At 58.6% G+C, this 13,665-nt stretch carries 16 protein-coding genes; 9 read left to right on the forward strand and 7 right to left on the reverse strand.

Annotated elements, in window-relative coordinates; translation table 11 throughout:
• Window positions 1–7: 7 nt before the first annotated feature.
• From AC0TOF_RS09900 to AC0TOF_RS09925, 6 genes are all read right to left on the reverse strand, one after another.
• Entirely contained in the window at window positions 8–643 is a 636-nt protein-coding gene (locus tag AC0TOF_RS09900; RefSeq protein WP_473768092.1) for a YdcF family protein, read from the reverse strand.
• Entirely contained in the window at window positions 640–1,401 is a 762-nt protein-coding gene (locus tag AC0TOF_RS09905) for a M48 family metallopeptidase (RefSeq protein ID WP_473768119.1), read from the reverse strand. The genes AC0TOF_RS09900 and AC0TOF_RS09905 overlap by 4 nt, the downstream gene beginning before the upstream one ends.
• Window positions 1,402–1,510: 109 nt before the next feature.
• Window positions 1,511–1,957, reverse strand: a complete 447-nt coding sequence (locus AC0TOF_RS09910) for a DUF2852 domain-containing protein (RefSeq protein WP_122002847.1) — start codon at window positions 1,955–1,957, stop codon at window positions 1,511–1,513.
• Between the two features lie 195 nt (window positions 1,958–2,152).
• Window positions 2,153–3,304, reverse strand: a complete 1,152-nt coding sequence (locus AC0TOF_RS09915) for a benzoate/H(+) symporter BenE family transporter (protein WP_122002848.1) — start codon at window positions 3,302–3,304, stop codon at window positions 2,153–2,155.
• A gap of 12 nt (window positions 3,305–3,316) precedes the next feature.
• Window positions 3,317–4,096, reverse strand: coding sequence for an alpha/beta hydrolase (locus AC0TOF_RS09920; RefSeq protein WP_473768093.1), 780 nt, complete (start codon window positions 4,094–4,096; stop codon window positions 3,317–3,319).
• A 146-nt stretch (window positions 4,097–4,242) separates the two neighbouring features.
• Entirely contained in the window at window positions 4,243–4,503 is a 261-nt protein-coding gene (locus AC0TOF_RS09925) for a hypothetical protein (RefSeq protein ID WP_473768094.1), read from the reverse strand.
• Between AC0TOF_RS09925 and infC the strand changes: the two genes are divergently transcribed.
• The 8 genes from infC (at window position 4,396) to pheT (ending at window position 11,568) form a co-directional block, all read left to right on the forward strand.
• Window positions 4,396–4,932, forward strand: a complete 537-nt coding sequence (gene infC, locus AC0TOF_RS09930; RefSeq protein ID WP_122002851.1) for a translation initiation factor IF-3 — start codon at window positions 4,396–4,398, stop codon at window positions 4,930–4,932. The two genes, AC0TOF_RS09925 and infC, sit on opposite strands and share 108 nt — an antisense overlap.
• A gap of 79 nt (window positions 4,933–5,011) precedes the next feature.
• On the forward strand, window positions 5,012–5,626 hold the full coding sequence (locus AC0TOF_RS09935; RefSeq protein WP_122002852.1) for a methyltransferase family protein: 615 nt from the start codon (window positions 5,012–5,014) through the stop codon (window positions 5,624–5,626).
• 234 nt (window positions 5,627–5,860) lie between these two features.
• Window positions 5,861–6,061, forward strand: coding sequence for a 50S ribosomal protein L35 (gene rpmI, locus AC0TOF_RS09940; protein ID WP_006473268.1), 201 nt, complete (start codon window positions 5,861–5,863; stop codon window positions 6,059–6,061).
• Window positions 6,062–6,087: 26 nt separating this feature from the next.
• Window positions 6,088–6,492: a 50S ribosomal protein L20 gene (gene rplT, locus AC0TOF_RS09945; RefSeq protein WP_006468099.1), complete on the forward strand. Its 405-nt coding sequence runs from the start codon at window positions 6,088–6,090 to the stop codon at window positions 6,490–6,492.
• A 94-nt stretch (window positions 6,493–6,586) separates the two neighbouring features.
• Window positions 6,587–7,429 (forward strand): BUD32 family EKC/KEOPS complex subunit, encoded by an 843-nt coding sequence (locus AC0TOF_RS09950; RefSeq protein ID WP_473768095.1) that lies wholly within the window; start codon window positions 6,587–6,589, stop codon window positions 7,427–7,429.
• A 192-nt stretch (window positions 7,430–7,621) separates the two neighbouring features.
• On the forward strand, window positions 7,622–8,731 hold the full coding sequence (pheS, locus tag AC0TOF_RS09955; protein ID WP_122002854.1) for a phenylalanine--tRNA ligase subunit alpha: 1,110 nt from the start codon (window positions 7,622–7,624) through the stop codon (window positions 8,729–8,731).
• On the forward strand, window positions 8,728–9,132 hold the full coding sequence (locus AC0TOF_RS09960) for an ASCH domain-containing protein (RefSeq protein ID WP_473768096.1): 405 nt from the start codon (window positions 8,728–8,730) through the stop codon (window positions 9,130–9,132). Before pheS ends, AC0TOF_RS09960 begins: the two co-directional genes overlap by 4 nt.
• Window positions 9,133–9,153: 21 nt before the next feature.
• Window positions 9,154–11,568: a phenylalanine--tRNA ligase subunit beta gene (gene pheT / locus AC0TOF_RS09965; protein ID WP_473768097.1), complete on the forward strand. Its 2,415-nt coding sequence runs from the start codon at window positions 9,154–9,156 to the stop codon at window positions 11,566–11,568.
• 143 nt (window positions 11,569–11,711) lie between these two features.
• On the opposite strand, the gene AC0TOF_RS09970 is transcribed toward pheT, so the two are convergent.
• On the reverse strand, window positions 11,712–12,332 hold the full coding sequence (locus tag AC0TOF_RS09970) for a TetR/AcrR family transcriptional regulator (protein ID WP_122002857.1): 621 nt from the start codon (window positions 12,330–12,332) through the stop codon (window positions 11,712–11,714).
• A 101-nt stretch (window positions 12,333–12,433) separates the two neighbouring features.
• On the opposite strand from AC0TOF_RS09970, the gene AC0TOF_RS09975 reads away from it, so the two are divergent.
• Complete coding sequence (locus AC0TOF_RS09975) at window positions 12,434–13,645, forward strand: MFS transporter (RefSeq protein WP_473768098.1); 1,212 nt, start codon at window positions 12,434–12,436, stop codon at window positions 13,643–13,645.
• Window positions 13,646–13,665 lie beyond the last annotated feature (20 nt).

Raw genomic sequence — 13,665 nt, forward strand, 5'->3', positions numbered from 1 at the left:
CAAGTTGCTATCGGACCGGATGCCCGTCAAAACCCTGTGCAATCAGAAAATCATACGCCTCCATGACCTCAAGGGGAACTGCCTGCGCGATCTGGTAGCCCTTGGCGGGATATTCCAGAATGCGTTGCAGGTCGCCAGTCATCTCATGGATAAGCATTTCGACCGGGTGATCCGCCGTCGGCTGGTCTTCAAAGGCGGTGAGGGGAGCAGTGATGCTTGCGCGCGCTTCTGGCCATTGGCGCGCCACAGTCGCCAGAACGCGGCGCTGGGTCTGCGGCTTTGTCACAAGGATGGCGCTGATGGCGCCGGGCGCAACCCTTTCGCGGCTGAACCTTATGTTTTCGCCGATATTGGTGGCATTGGGCTCGATCGTGATCGCTTTTTCCGGCACGCCGCGCTTGATGGCGATTTCGGCAAAGGCTTCCGCTTCGCTTGTCTTATAGAGCTTTTCCGTCCAGTGACCGCTTTTGCCGGTGAATACCAGCCAGGTCGCCATGCCTTCGAGAAAAAGATCGGCTGCTCTTTCGGCCACGCGCGGATCATAGCTGCCAAGCCCGATGATGACATCGGCGGTTTCCAGCGGATCATAGATGCAGTGATAATCCCACAGCACCTTGGCGGCGGTCAGTATGGATGGGTTCATGTAAAGTCGATAGCCTGTAATGCGCTGCCATTGCGCTTCAGCCAAGCCTTGCAGCGCTCCGTGTCGGGGCAAAGCTCATGGCAGAGTTTCCAGAATTTGGGCCCATGGTTCATCTCGATGAGATGGGCCACTTCATGGGCGACAAGATAATTGATCACCGGTGCAGGCGCCATGCCGATGCGCCAGGAGAAGGAAAGGACGCCGTCCGAGGTGCACGATCCCCAGCGGCTTTTCGTATCCTTGAAACGCACCGCTTTCGCCTTGCGGCCGACAGCGGCGGTGTGGCGGGCGACAAGCGCCTCAATCTCGCGCTTCACCTCGCGCTTGATGTGATCGGCAACGCGGCGCGGCAGATGTGCCGGGTCACCATGGACGAGCAGGATGTTGCCTTCAAGAAGCTCGGTCGTGCCGCGTCCCGGCTGGTGCACGATCTTGTGCGGAACGCCGCGCAAGGGGATTTTGATACCGGCGCGCACGCCCGGCTGGTCTGGCAGTTTTGCGATGCGGCTTTCGATCCAGCCTTCATGGCGATTGAGAAAACTCAGCACTTCGCGCTCGGGAAGGCCGGGCGGAACCGTGACGCGCAATCCCTTGCCGCCGGTTTCGATGCGCAAGGTCAGCCGTTTGGCACGGGGATTTTCGAAAACGCGCAAGGGAAGTTCCCGCCCAGCGACCGCGTGAATGCGTTCGCTGCGAACGGTTGTCGTCCCAGCGGATGCCCCTTTGCCGCTGATTTGCCGAAGAAAGGAAAGGCCCATCATTCAAGAATAAGCGATTCGTTCAAAAAGCCAGAAAAATTTGCAGCTCAAAGCGAAACGGCGCGGTTTGACCGCGCCGTTTCCAAGGTTTTCAGGGTGTTAGGGCATTTCAAACATCGGTGATGTCGTTCTTGCCACCCTTGGCAGGCGTCTTCTTCGCGCTGGCACGGCGCTCGGCCATGAAGCGGTCGAATTCTTGCTTGTCGCGGGCACGGCGCAATTCTGCGGCATAGGCTTCGAATTCGGCGCGTGCTTCCTCAAGCTTGCGGCGTTCTTCGGCCAGTCGTTCCAGCTCGGCACGACGCCACTCATCAAAGGCCTCGTTGCCGGTGGTGCCGCCGAAGTTGAAGCTTTCGCCCTTGTGGCAGTTGCGGAACGAGCCGAACATGGAATCGGTTTTCTCGTTCACGCCGCGCTTGAACCCTTCGAGGCGATCACCCCAGAGGATATAGGCGAGCATGGCAAGGCCAAGCGGCCAGAACAGGAAAAAGCCGAGCACCATCAGCGCAATCGTGGCTGGCGTCCATGCCGGGCGGATCAATGCAGTATTGGTCATGGTCTGCTCCGTCAAAAAAAGCGCATGCCATCAAACCGTTCGACAATCGTTCGGCTACATGCGCGAAACCAGGGCCAGCCAGCCCACCCATGCGGGCATTTCTTCTGGCGGCTTGATATCGACGTGGTGAGAAGATTGCGGCTTTTCAAGAATGCAACCTGCGGATTCAGGCCATGCGTCCCCTAACCAATGTGATTAATTCGAAATTTTTTTGCGGAGATGCTCAAGAAAAGTGACGCAAAGTCCGGCTATCAGCGCCCAGAAGGCGGAACCGATGCCGAAAAACGCCATGCCGGAGGCTGTCACCGCAAAGGTTATGGTCGCGGCAAGTCGCTCCTGTTCATCCTTGAGCGCCAGTGACATGGCGTTGATGAACGGGCCGGTCAGGGCAAGCCCGGCAACAAGGGCGATGAGCGTCACCGGCAGCACCGCAAAGATTGCGACCAGTGACGCTCCGAAGAGGGCAAACACGACATAGATCGCGGCATAGACCGGTCCGGTCAGCCAGCGTTTGGCGTGATCCGGATGTGCGTCCGGGTTGGTGCAAAGTGCTGCCGAGATCGCGGCAAGATTGGTGGTGGATGCCCCGAAAGGAGCAGTCAACAGTGAAAACAGGCCGGTTACCCGTAGGCAGGCACTGGTAGGCGGCTCATAGCCGGAAGCGCGCAGCACGGCGAAGCCCGGCAGGTTTTGCGACGCCATGGTCACCAGATAGAGCGGGACCGCAATACCGATCATCGCGCCCATGTGAAACTGCGGCCAGATGAGGGTGAGCGTGGAGATTTCAGGCGCGGGCAGCGCGGGCGACCGCCCCGTGACCAGAGCAAAGACCATGCCGATGACCAGAACAGCAATGACGGCGAGCGACGGATTGAAAAGGCGTATGATGAAGAACAGCGCCACCAGCGGCAGGACGAAAACCGGATCGCCGGGCACGGTCTTGGCGGCGGCAATGACGAAACTGAGGAGCACACCCGCCAGCATGCCCGATGCGACGGAAGCCGGGATGCGTGAAACGAGCACCGACAACTGGCGGATCAGCCCGGTGGCGACCAGTGCCAATGCAGTCACGATGAAAGCGCCGACCGCTTCCGGCATGGTGAAGCCGGCGCTGGCTCCGATCAGCGCCAGCCCCGGCGTGGACCAGGCGGCGATGATCGGCATCTTGTAGCGGATACTGAGCCATGCGGAGGAAGCGGCAATCGCGAGACAGATCGCCGTGACCCAGCTTGCGGTTTCAGCCTGCGTGGCGCCCAGCACTTGCGCTGCCGCAATGATGAGCGCCAACGTGCCGCCGAAGCCGACAATGGCCGCAACTGCGGAGGAAGCGAAAACCGAAAACCGCATGACTGTGCTCCGCTATGATTGTTCGCCGATGCGTTCCGCCAGACCGGACACGGTGCGGATCAGAAGATCGAGATCCTGCGGTCGCGACAGGCGATGGTCGCCGTCACGCACCAGTGTCAGGGTCACGTCGTCGACCGGCAGATGCTCCACCAGTGTCAGCGCATGCCTGTAGGGAACATCCGGGTCCTGCATCCCTTGCAGGATGTGCACGGGACAGCCCGTCTCGATGATGCCTTTGAGAACCAGATTTTTTCGTCCGTCCTCGATCAAGGCGCGAGTGTAGATGTAGGGATTGGGCGAATATTCGGAGGGTTCTTCAAAATAGCCTTTTTCCTGAAGGTCGCTTTTCTGCGCTTCGGAAAGTGTCGGCTCCACAAGCACGGCGGTGAAATCGGGAGCAGGCGCGATCAGCACGATCCCGGCAGGCGGGTTGCCTTCCTTCATGAGTTCCTGCGCCATGCGTAGCGCAATCCAGCCGCCCATGGAGGACCCGACCAGAATCTGCGGACCTTTGGCAAATTTGCGATAAACGGTAAGGCTTTCGTTCAGCCAGCGCGAGATGGTGCCCTGATTGAAATCGCCGCCGGAGGAGCCGTGGCCGGAATAATCGTGACGCAAGGCGCTGTGTCCGGTCTCAGCCGCCCATTCGTCGAGGACAACGGCTTTGGTGCCCAGCATGTCCGAACGATATCCGCCGAGCCAGACGACGCCTGGTGCCTTGTCGCCCGCCCTGTACCGCACGGCGATTTTTGCTCCATCCACGTCGATGAATTCCGGCCCCGCAACGCTCATGTCAGATCTCCTCATTTTCCGGGAACGTTTTGGCATGTTCGGAAAAGAGAGAAAACCCGCCATGTGAGGCGAGGCCCTTGAAATGACGGCAAATGTGACCGATATGCCGCTTGTTCGCCGCGAAATGATAATAAAAAGTACGTTTATCACGCGGGGGTGATTTTTCCTGTCAAAGATGCTATTGACTTCGCCGCCTGCTTGACGACATTTCCGCGATCAACTGCGGTTTGATCGGGGACATGCCGTTTGGCAGCAAGCATCCGACCGCATGAGACGTAACAATTCAGGAGATAACGACCATTCGCCGACCCTTCAGAGCGACGCCGGTTCAGAAAGACGGACCGCGCTCCAACCGTGATATCCGGGTTCCCCGGGTTCAGCTTATCGATGCCGAAGGCCAGAACCATGGCGACGTTTCCATTCAGGAAGCGCTGGCCATGGCGGAAGAAGCAGGTCTCGATCTCGTTGAGATCGTGCCGAATGCAGAGCCTCCGGTTTGCAAGATCGTCGACCTCGGCAAGCTGAAATATCAGAATCAGAAAAAGGCCGCCGAAGCGCGCAAGAAGCAGAAAACGGTTGAAATCAAGGAAATCAAGATGCGACCGAACATCGACACCCATGATTATGAGGTGAAGATGAAGGCTGCTCTGCGTTTCTTTGAGGAAGGCGACAAGGTCAAGGTTACCTTGCGTTTCCGCGGACGCGAAATGGCGCATCAGGAACTTGGCATGAAGCTTTTGCAGCGCGTCAAGGAAGACACTGTTGAAATCGCCAAGGTCGAGTCCGAGCCGAAGCTTGAAGGCCGTCAGATGATGATGGTTCTCGCTCCGCGCTGAACTTTGCGAAATGCCTTGGAAAAGCCGCCTTCGGGCGGCTTTTCATTTGCCCGGACAAACCTAGGATCATGGAAACACAATGAAGACTTTGGGCGAACTGGGGAAATATCAGCAGCGGCGGCGCCTCGCGATCGGTGCCGTAGTGGTGCTTCTGGTCGTGGCGCTGCTGTTCGTAGGCTCGCAGTCGACCGGGCATTTTCACGAATATATCGAGGCTTTCGGCCTCAGCCTGATCGTTGCCGCCATTATTGGCCGCATGTGGTGCACCCTCTATATCGGCGGGCGCAAGAGCGCGGAAATCGTGCAGAGCGGTCCATATTCGGTCACGCGCAATCCGCTTTATGTCTTCAGCAGCATAGGTGCGATGGGTATCGGCGCGCAGACAGGCAGCCTCATCATCGCGATCACTTTCGGCGTGCTTTGCTATCTCGCTTTCTCGGTCGTCATCCGCACGGAAGAGAAGTTCCTGAAGCAGAATTTCGGCAAGCCGTATGAAGCCTATTGCGCCAGCGTCCCGCGCTTCTTCCCGAAGCCTTCGCTGTTTCGTGACGACAAGGAACTGATCGTCCGTCCTGACCGGCTGTACCGGACCTTCACGGATGGCCTGGTGTTTTTCGTCGCCTATCCGTTTTTCGAGTTCGTGGAATATTTGCAGGACACACAAGTTCTGCCGGTGCTCCTCCATCTTTATTGACGTTTAGATCGCGATTCAGCCCAATTCGGGCATTGCGTTTTGCGGTCTTTGAGCCTATAAGGCCGCGTTCGAACCGCCCGGCAGGGCATGCCGTGGCGGTTTCGTATGCTTTTCGGGCTTGGTCAGTCCGGAAGTGAAAACAGGGTTCCGGTCGGTTGCAGATACCGACGCCGCTTGAAGCAAGATGCGTGGAGTGCCGCAGGCACGACGGGGACTAAACAAAGGAGTAGCAAAATGCCCAAGATGAAGACCAAATCGGCCGCCAAGAAGCGGTTCAAGATCACCGGCACCGGCAAAATCAAGGCCGCAGCTGCTGGTAAGCGTCATGGCATGATCAAGCGTTCGAACAAGTTCATTCGCGATGCACGCGGCACCATGGTTCTCGCCGATGCCGATGCAAAGATCGTGAAGCAGTTCCTGCCGAACGGCCTCTAAGATTAGTCTGAGAAGGAGATCATAACATGGCACGCGTAAAACGCGGCGTTACCGCCCACGCAAAGCACAAGAAGGTTCTGGATCAGGCTGCTGGTTTCCGTGGCCGTCGCAAGAACACCATCCGCACCGCCAAGGCTGCGGTTGACCGTTCGAAGCAGTATGCTTACCGCGACCGCAAGAACCGCAAGCGCTCGTTCCGCGCTCTCTGGATCCAGCGCATCAACGCTGCTGTCCGCGAGCAGGGCCTGACCTATGGCCGTTTCATTGACGGTCTGGCCAAGGCTGGCATCGAAATCGACCGCAAGGTTCTGTCCGACATCGCAATCCACGAACCGGATGCATTCGGTGCGCTGGTTGCTTCGGCAAAGAAGGCTCTCGAGTACCTCAAGAACACCGAGACGCCGAACGCTTTTGAAGGCGCTGTCCGCTAAGCCAGCCGCCTTTCCCAAGCAGTATCGATAATTTTGGGGACCCGCGCTGGCTCGGCTGGCGCGGGTTTTCCTTTTTGGGGAGTGCAAACCGGGCATGAAGGATGAACCGGGCAAGCTGAGACTGGATCTGGATGCGGACGATCTCCGCAGCCTGCTGGTTCTGCTCGTCCAAAGCCAGGGCAAGCGCATTTCCAGCGCTGCCATTGGCGGTCATCGTGTCTGGATCAAGCGCTATGATGCCGAAAGGCGTCCGCTCCCGAAGCGTCTGCACAGCCTGATTTCGCCGCTTCTTCCCTATCCCTTCCTGCGCAGCCCGAAAAATATCGGAGAAGCAGGCATGGGCGACCGCGAAGAGCGCAAGATGAGCGCCTTTATGCAGGCGGGCTTTCAGGTGCCAAGGATCGTCTACCGCCATGGAGCGGTGTTGGTTCTGAGCGATGTTGCACCGATCATTCAGGATCGGCTCGACCATCTGGGCCATGATGATCCGGAAGGACATGACGCGCTTCTCATCCATTGCGCGCGCGCGTTGGGCGAGGCGCATGCAGTCGGGCTTTGCCACGGGCGTCCGCACCCGCGCGATTTCTTCGAGAAGAACGGCGTAGCGGGTTTTCTCGATTTCGAGGAGGAGCCGGAAACGGTCATGCCGCTTGCCGCCGCACAGGCGCGCGACGTCTGGCTTTTGTTCTTCCAGATCACCGCGCAGGCGCGGCTTGCAGAGACGCCGCAACAGGCATTTGCGGCTTACCGGGCGCTAGCCCCGGCAGCGGTGCTGCCGGAACTGGAGAAAATCGTCGGATTTTTCCGATTTACCATCGCGCCGCTGCGGCTGTTCCGCCGCATTTTTCTCGGCGGCGATGGAAGGCGGCTTTTGCAGGCGATGGAATTTTTTGACGCAAATCTTGATGCGTCTCACCAATCAGGTCAAAGAGAGTAACGAAAAAGCTTCTTTGGCTGCAAAGCGGAATTTTTTGGGGTGCCACAGGCGCAACCGGCAACTGGAAACAAGAGGCGTGAAGCGCCATAGGCGCGACAGGGATTTAAACCAAGAGGCGTGGCGTGCCGCAGGCGCGACAGGGATATGAACCAAGAGGCGTGGAGCGCCGCAGGCGCGACAGGGATTTAAACAATGAGTGATCTAGAACAACTCGAACGGCAGATTCTTGAAGACATTGCGGCGGCGGCTGACGAGCCGGCGATTGAAGCCGTCCGTGTCGCGGCCCTTGGCAAGAAGGGTTCTGTTTCGGAAAAGCTGAAGACGCTGGGCAGCATGACGCCTGAAGAACGTCAGGCGCAGGGACCGGCCATAAACGGTTTGAAAAACCGTGTTACCGAAGCGTTGACCGAGCGCAAGACGGAGCTGCGTCGTCAGGCGATTGCAGAGCGACTTGAGCGCGAGAAGGTAGATGTAACGCTTCCTGTCCGCGAAAGTGCTGCATCGCGCGGCCGCATTCATCCGATTTCGCAGGTGATCGACGAGATCACGGCAATCTTCGCCGATATGGGGTTCTCGATTGCCGAAGGTCCGGATATCGAAACCGACTATTACAATTTCACGGCGCTGAATTTTCCTGAAGGCCATCCGGCGCGCGAGATGCACGACACGTTCTTCTTCAATGCGGACGAGAAGGGCGAGCGCAAGCTTCTGCGGACCCATACCTCGCCGGTGCAGGTGCACACCATGGAGAAGTTCGCCGCCATCCGCGACAAGGAGGGCCGCGACGAGCCGATCCGCATTGTCATTCCGGGGAAGACGTACCGCATGGATTCCGATGCCACCCATTCGCCGATGTTCCATCAGGTCGAGGGTCTGGTTGTCGACAAGTCGGCCACTGTCGCCAACATGAAATGGGTGCTGGAAGAGTTCTGCAAGGCATTCTTCGAAGTACCTTCGGTCAAGATGCGCATGCGCCCAAGCTTCTTCCCCTTCACCGAGCCATCGGTTGAAGTGGATATCCAGTGCGACCGTTCCGGCCCGCATGTGAAGTTCGGCGAAGGCAATGACTGGCTCGAAATTCTGGGCTGCGGCATGGTGCACCCCAATGTGCTGCGCGCTTCCGGCTACGACCCGGACGTCTATCAGGGCTTTGCCTGGGGCATGGGCATCGACCGCATTGCCATGCTGAAATATGGCATGCCTGATCTGCGCGCCTTCTTTGACGCCGATGTGCGCTGGATCGAGCATTACGGTTTCCGTCCGCTCGACATTCCGACGCTGTTCGGCGGTCTGAGCGCATGACGCAACTGCCCGAACCTTATCGCGATGCCGTGACCTTCGCCTTTGGCGATTCGCCGGAACTCGCCGATGAGCTGCTTGCGCTGGTGCTCGCGGGCCGAAAGACCGCGACCTGTGCCGCGCTTGCCTCTTTCGGGGAAGACGGTGAGCCAATGCCGGTCATCGGTCGCCGCGATGTGGTTCTGGACGGTCAGGGCCGGCCTGCTGCGGTGCTGGAAACCGTCGAATTGACGGTGCGCCGCTTTGATGAAGTTGATGCCGCATTTGCGGAAGATGAGGGGGAAGGTCCACTGGATGACTGGCGAAAAGGACACGAAGCCTATTTTCGCCGCAACGGCGGCTTTTCTCCGGACATGAAATTGCTTTGCGAGCGCTTTCGCGTAGTCGAAGTGCTCAAACGCTGAAATTTAGGAAAGAACACGATCATGAAATTCACGCTTTCCTGGCTCAAGGATCACCTTGAAACCGATGCGGCACTGGATGAAATCGTCGAAAAACTGACCGATATCGGTCTGGAAGTGGATGGGGTCGATGACCGCGCCGCTTTCAAGGCCTTCAAGATCGCCAAGGTGCTGACCGCCGTTCAGCACCCGGATGCCGACAAGCTGCGCGTGCTCTCCGTCGATACGGGTGACGGCAAGCCGGTTCAGGTCGTCTGCGGTGCGCCCAATGCACGCGCCGGTCTGGTCGGCGTTCTGGGCCGTCCGGGCGACTATGTTCCGGGCCTCGACGTCACATTGTCGGTCGGCAAGATTCGTGGTGTCGAAAGTTTCGGCATGATGTGCTCCGAGCGCGAGCTGGAATTGTCCGACGAGCATAACGGAATCATCGACCTGCCGGAAAATGCGCCGGTGGGCACCAGTTTTGCCGCCTATATGGGCCTTGACGATCCGATCATCGAAATTGGTCTGACGCCGAACCGCGCTGATTGTGCAGGCATTCGCGGCATTGCGCGCGATCTCGCCGCCGCCGGCCTCGGCAAGCTGAAAGATACATTGCCGGAAGCGGTCAAGGGTGAAGGCGAAACGCCTGTGAAGGTTATTCTGGATCAGGATGCCGAAAACCCGTTCTGCACCGGCTTCGCGCTGCGCATGGTCAAGGGCGTGAAGAACGGCCCAAGCCCGAAATGGATGCAGCAGCGCCTGAAGGCTATCGGCCTGCGTCCGATCAACGCGCTGGTGGACATCACCAATTACGTGACTTTCGATCAGGGCCGTCCGCTGCACGTCTTCGATGCGACCAAGGTCAAGGGCAATCTGACGGTACGCGAGGCACGGGACGGAGAAACCATTCTCGGTCTCGATCAGCGCGAATACAAGTTCAAGCCGGGCATGTATGTTATCGCCGATGAAAACGGCCCTGAATCCATTGCCGGCATCATGGGCGGGGAACATTCGGGCTGCGACGAGAACACGGTCGATGTGCTGATTGAATCAGCACTTTGGGACCCACGCATGATCGCGCGCACGGGGCGTGAACTCGGCATCGTCACCGATGCGCGCTATCGCTTCGAACGCGGCGTCGATCCGGAAATGATGGTGCCGGGTGCGGAAATCGCGACCAGGCTGGTGCTGGAATTCTGCGGCGGAAAGCCCACGGTTCTCGATGTGGTTGGCTATAGCAAGCCCACGCCGCGCGTGATCGATTTCCCCGTTTCGGAAGTCAAGCGCCTGACCGGCATCGACGTGCCTTACGAAATCTCGCTCGATATCCTGAAGCGTCTCGGCTTCGGCGTTGAAGGTGACGGCAAGGTCATCAAGGCAACCGTTCCATCATGGCGCGGTGATGTGGAAGGCAAGGCCGATCTCGTTGAAGAAGTCATGCGCATTCATGGCATCAATCAGATTGCGCCGCAGCCCTTGCCGAGCCACGGCGCGGTCAATGGCCGTATTCTGACGACGCTGCAAATCCGCACCCGCCATGCCCGCCGCATGCTGGCATCGCGCGGCATGATGGAAGCCGTGACCTATTCCTTCATTTCTGAAGCGCAGGCCAAGGCGTTCGGCGGCGGCGCTTCGCAACTGAAGCTTGCCAACCCGATTGCTGCCGATATGTCGGACATGCGTCCGTCGCTTCTGCCGGGCCTGTTGGCCGCGGCACAGCGCAATGCGGATCGCGGCTTTGGCGATACGGCCTTGTTCGAGGTGTCGGGCATTTATGAAGGCGACACACCGGACAAGCAGCGCCGGGTTGCCGGTGGCGTGCGTCGCGGCACGGCAAAGGTTGACGGCTCTGGCCGTTTCTGGGCTGGCAATGCGGCACCCGTCGGCGTGTTCGACGCCAAGGCCGATGCGCTGGCCGCATTGGAAGCTGCCGGTGCGCCGGTGGATCGCATCCAGATCGAAGCCGGTGGCCCTGACTGGTTCCATCCGGGCCGTTCGGGCACGCTGAAGCTTGGACCGAAGGTCGTGCTTGGTTATTTCGGCGAGTTCCATCCGGATACGCTGGAAGCGCTTGATGTTTCGGGCGCACTTTGCGGCTTTGAAGTCTATATCGATGCGATCCCTGAGCCGAAGGCAAAATCCACCCGCACCAAGCCCGCACTCAACCTCTCGCAGTTCCAGAGCCTCAAGCGCGATTTTGCGTTTGTGGTGGATGCAAGTGTCGAGGCCGGAAATGTTGTGAAGGCGGTTTCGTCTGCTGACAAGAAACTGATCGTCGGCGTTCAGGTTTTCGATATCTTCACAGGCGCCGCGCTCGGTGAAGGCAAGAAGTCGATTGCGGTCGAGGTGCTGTTGCAGCCGCAGGACCGCACATTGACGGATGAAGATCTGGAAACGCTGTCGAAACAGGTCGTGGCAAGTGTCGCCAAACAGACCGGCGGTGTTCTTCGCGGATAAAGACTGCCATGTGATGGAGATGAAAGCGCCAGCCTGATAAATTCAGGCTGGCGCTTTTTGTATTTTAAATTTTTGGAATAAGATTGATATGCGCTATTCCGAGCGGTTTTGATTTCGTTTCTATTTTCTCTTGCTGGATTGGATCAATTGACGAGATCAGGCGTCCCGGTTGCACGGGCAGGCATGGCCAGCATTGCCATATCGATGATCTTTTGCACCGCGGCGCGCGAATTGCCGTCGCGGGCTTCAAAGGAAATGCTCTGCTGGATCATGTGATAAAACTCGGTCATCTGCGCAATATCGGCGTCGGCAGGCAATTCGCCTGTCGCGACAGCTCGTTGCAGGCGCTTTGAAAGCCGCTCATGATTGGCGTGACGGATGGCCTGGAGAAATTCCTTCACAGGCACATTTTCCGGTTTGCACTGGATCGAACTGACGCTGATCATGCAGCCGCCCGCCGGACAGGCAAAGGCGCTGTCGGCGGTTTTCTCCAGCCATTGGCGCAAGCCGTCATGAATGGTGGGCGCATTTTCAAGCGCGTCGAAAGGGACGGCGCCGATGGTGCGGCGATAATAGTCGACAGCCTCACGAAATGCCTGCTCCTTATTGCCGAAAGCGGCATAAAAGCTCGGCGGCGTGATGCCGATGGCGGTCGTGAAATCGTTGATCTGGGCGCATTCATAGCCCTTGGCCCAGAAAACCTTCATCACCTTGTCCAGCGCCGCATCGCGGTCGAAGCTGCGCGGACGTCCGCGTGGAACCATTTTTCTCCCTTTCTATAATCATCCCTATATAATTCTCTTGACCCTTTCGGGCAAGTCGATATTAATTATGTAATCTATACTATATAAATAGGATTCGTCCCATGAACGATACGTGCGATTCCGCCCTGGCGGCGGAAGGGGTCTCTGCGTCCGCGCAAAAGGCGCGGGCAATCCCGCTGGTCGTGTACTGTCTCAGTCTTGGCGTTTTTGCGCTCACGACTTCCGAGCTTATGATTTCGGGAATGCTGCCCTCCCTTCAGGTGGCGTTCGACCGTTCCATTGCCGATATCGGTAATCTCATATCGCTTTACGCTCTCGGCATGATGGTCGGCGGGCCGCTGGTGACGATATTGTTTCTGGCGCTGAAGATCGAGAACAAGCGCGGGCTTCTCCTTTTGCTGGTCTTTTATGCGGCAGCGCAAAGCGTTGCGGCGTCCACCAGTAGCTTCCAGGTTTTGCTCGTCGCGCGCGTTCTGACCGGCATGGCGGCGGCGACAAGCTTCGGGCTGATGCTCGCCATTACGGCGCAGCTTGTCGGACCGGAATTGCGCGGGCGCGCCTCGTCGCTCGTTTTTGCGGGCCTCATGCTTTGCACCGTCTTCGGCGTGCCCATCGCAACGGCAATCACCAATGCGTTCGGCTGGAGGGCGAGCTTCTGGGCAATTGTGGTTCTGATCCTGGTCTGCGCGCTTGTCATAGCAATCAAGATCGAATCCTCGCCCGATGCGCCGCAGGCCGATCTGCGCTCCGAACTGAAGGAAATGCGCAAGCCGAAACTCTGGGCTGCCTATGCCACCAGTGCGCTCGTCATCGGCTCGTCCTTCGCCGTCTACAGCTATCTGTCGCCGATCACGGTGCAGCTTGCCGGTTTCTCGGCCATGCAGGTGCCATTGCTGCTCGCGGTCTATGGCGGCGCCAATATCGTCGGCAACTATGTCACCGGGCGCTTTGCGGATCGCCACACGATCCCCACCATCGCCGTCGGACTGGTGTTGATGCTGACGGCCATGCTGATTTTCGCGCTTTTCGCAGAATTGAAGCCTGCTGCAATTCTCGCCATCGTGATGATCGGCCTGACAGGCATTGCCCTCAACCCCGCCTTCATTGCGCGGGTGATGCGGATCGCACATCCGGGCGCGCTGGTGAACGCGATGCATGCGTCGGTCATCAATATCGGTCTCGGGCTCGGACCATGGATCGGCGGACAGGCGATGGAAGCCGGCTATGGCCTGCATGCGCCGCTATGGGTGGGCTTCGCCATGACGCTGGGCGGGCTTCTGACCCTCGCGCCACCAGCCTTGCGCCGGATGTAAAAAGAAGGGAGCCGGTCGGG

The organism is Ochrobactrum sp. PL_is501 (genome assembly GCF_055816895.1).

What these genes read in the sequence shown, in the direction of transcription:
- AC0TOF_RS09900 (WP_473768092.1), bottom strand. Translation starts at nt 643, where the DNA reads ATGAACCCATCCATACTGACCGCCGCCAAGGTGCTGTGGGATTATCAC.
- AC0TOF_RS09905 (WP_473768119.1), bottom strand. Translation starts at nt 1,401, where the DNA reads ATGGGCCTTTCCTTTCTTCGGCAAATCAGCGGCAAAGGGGCATCCGCT.
- AC0TOF_RS09910 (WP_122002847.1), bottom strand. Translation starts at nt 1,957, where the DNA reads ATGACCAATACTGCATTGATCCGCCCGGCATGGACGCCAGCCACGATT.
- AC0TOF_RS09915 (WP_122002848.1), bottom strand. Translation starts at nt 3,304, where the DNA reads ATGCGGTTTTCGGTTTTCGCTTCCTCCGCAGTTGCGGCCATTGTCGGC.
- AC0TOF_RS09920 (WP_473768093.1), bottom strand. Translation starts at nt 4,096, where the DNA reads ATGAGCGTTGCGGGGCCGGAATTCATCGACGTGGATGGAGCAAAAATC.
- AC0TOF_RS09925 (WP_473768094.1), bottom strand. Translation starts at nt 4,503, where the DNA reads ATGGTTCTGGCCTTCGGCATCGATAAGCTGAACCCGGGGAACCCGGAT.
- AC0TOF_RS09935 (WP_122002852.1), top strand. Translation starts at nt 5,012, where the DNA reads ATGAAGACTTTGGGCGAACTGGGGAAATATCAGCAGCGGCGGCGCCTC.
- rpmI (WP_006473268.1), top strand. Translation starts at nt 5,861, where the DNA reads ATGCCCAAGATGAAGACCAAATCGGCCGCCAAGAAGCGGTTCAAGATC.
- rplT (WP_006468099.1), top strand. Translation starts at nt 6,088, where the DNA reads ATGGCACGCGTAAAACGCGGCGTTACCGCCCACGCAAAGCACAAGAAG.
- AC0TOF_RS09950 (WP_473768095.1), top strand. Translation starts at nt 6,587, where the DNA reads ATGAAGGATGAACCGGGCAAGCTGAGACTGGATCTGGATGCGGACGAT.
- pheS (WP_122002854.1), top strand. Translation starts at nt 7,622, where the DNA reads ATGAGTGATCTAGAACAACTCGAACGGCAGATTCTTGAAGACATTGCG.
- AC0TOF_RS09960 (WP_473768096.1), top strand. Translation starts at nt 8,728, where the DNA reads ATGACGCAACTGCCCGAACCTTATCGCGATGCCGTGACCTTCGCCTTT.
- pheT (WP_473768097.1), top strand. Translation starts at nt 9,154, where the DNA reads ATGAAATTCACGCTTTCCTGGCTCAAGGATCACCTTGAAACCGATGCG.
- AC0TOF_RS09970 (WP_122002857.1), bottom strand. Translation starts at nt 12,332, where the DNA reads ATGGTTCCACGCGGACGTCCGCGCAGCTTCGACCGCGATGCGGCGCTG.
- AC0TOF_RS09975 (WP_473768098.1), top strand. Translation starts at nt 12,434, where the DNA reads ATGAACGATACGTGCGATTCCGCCCTGGCGGCGGAAGGGGTCTCTGCG.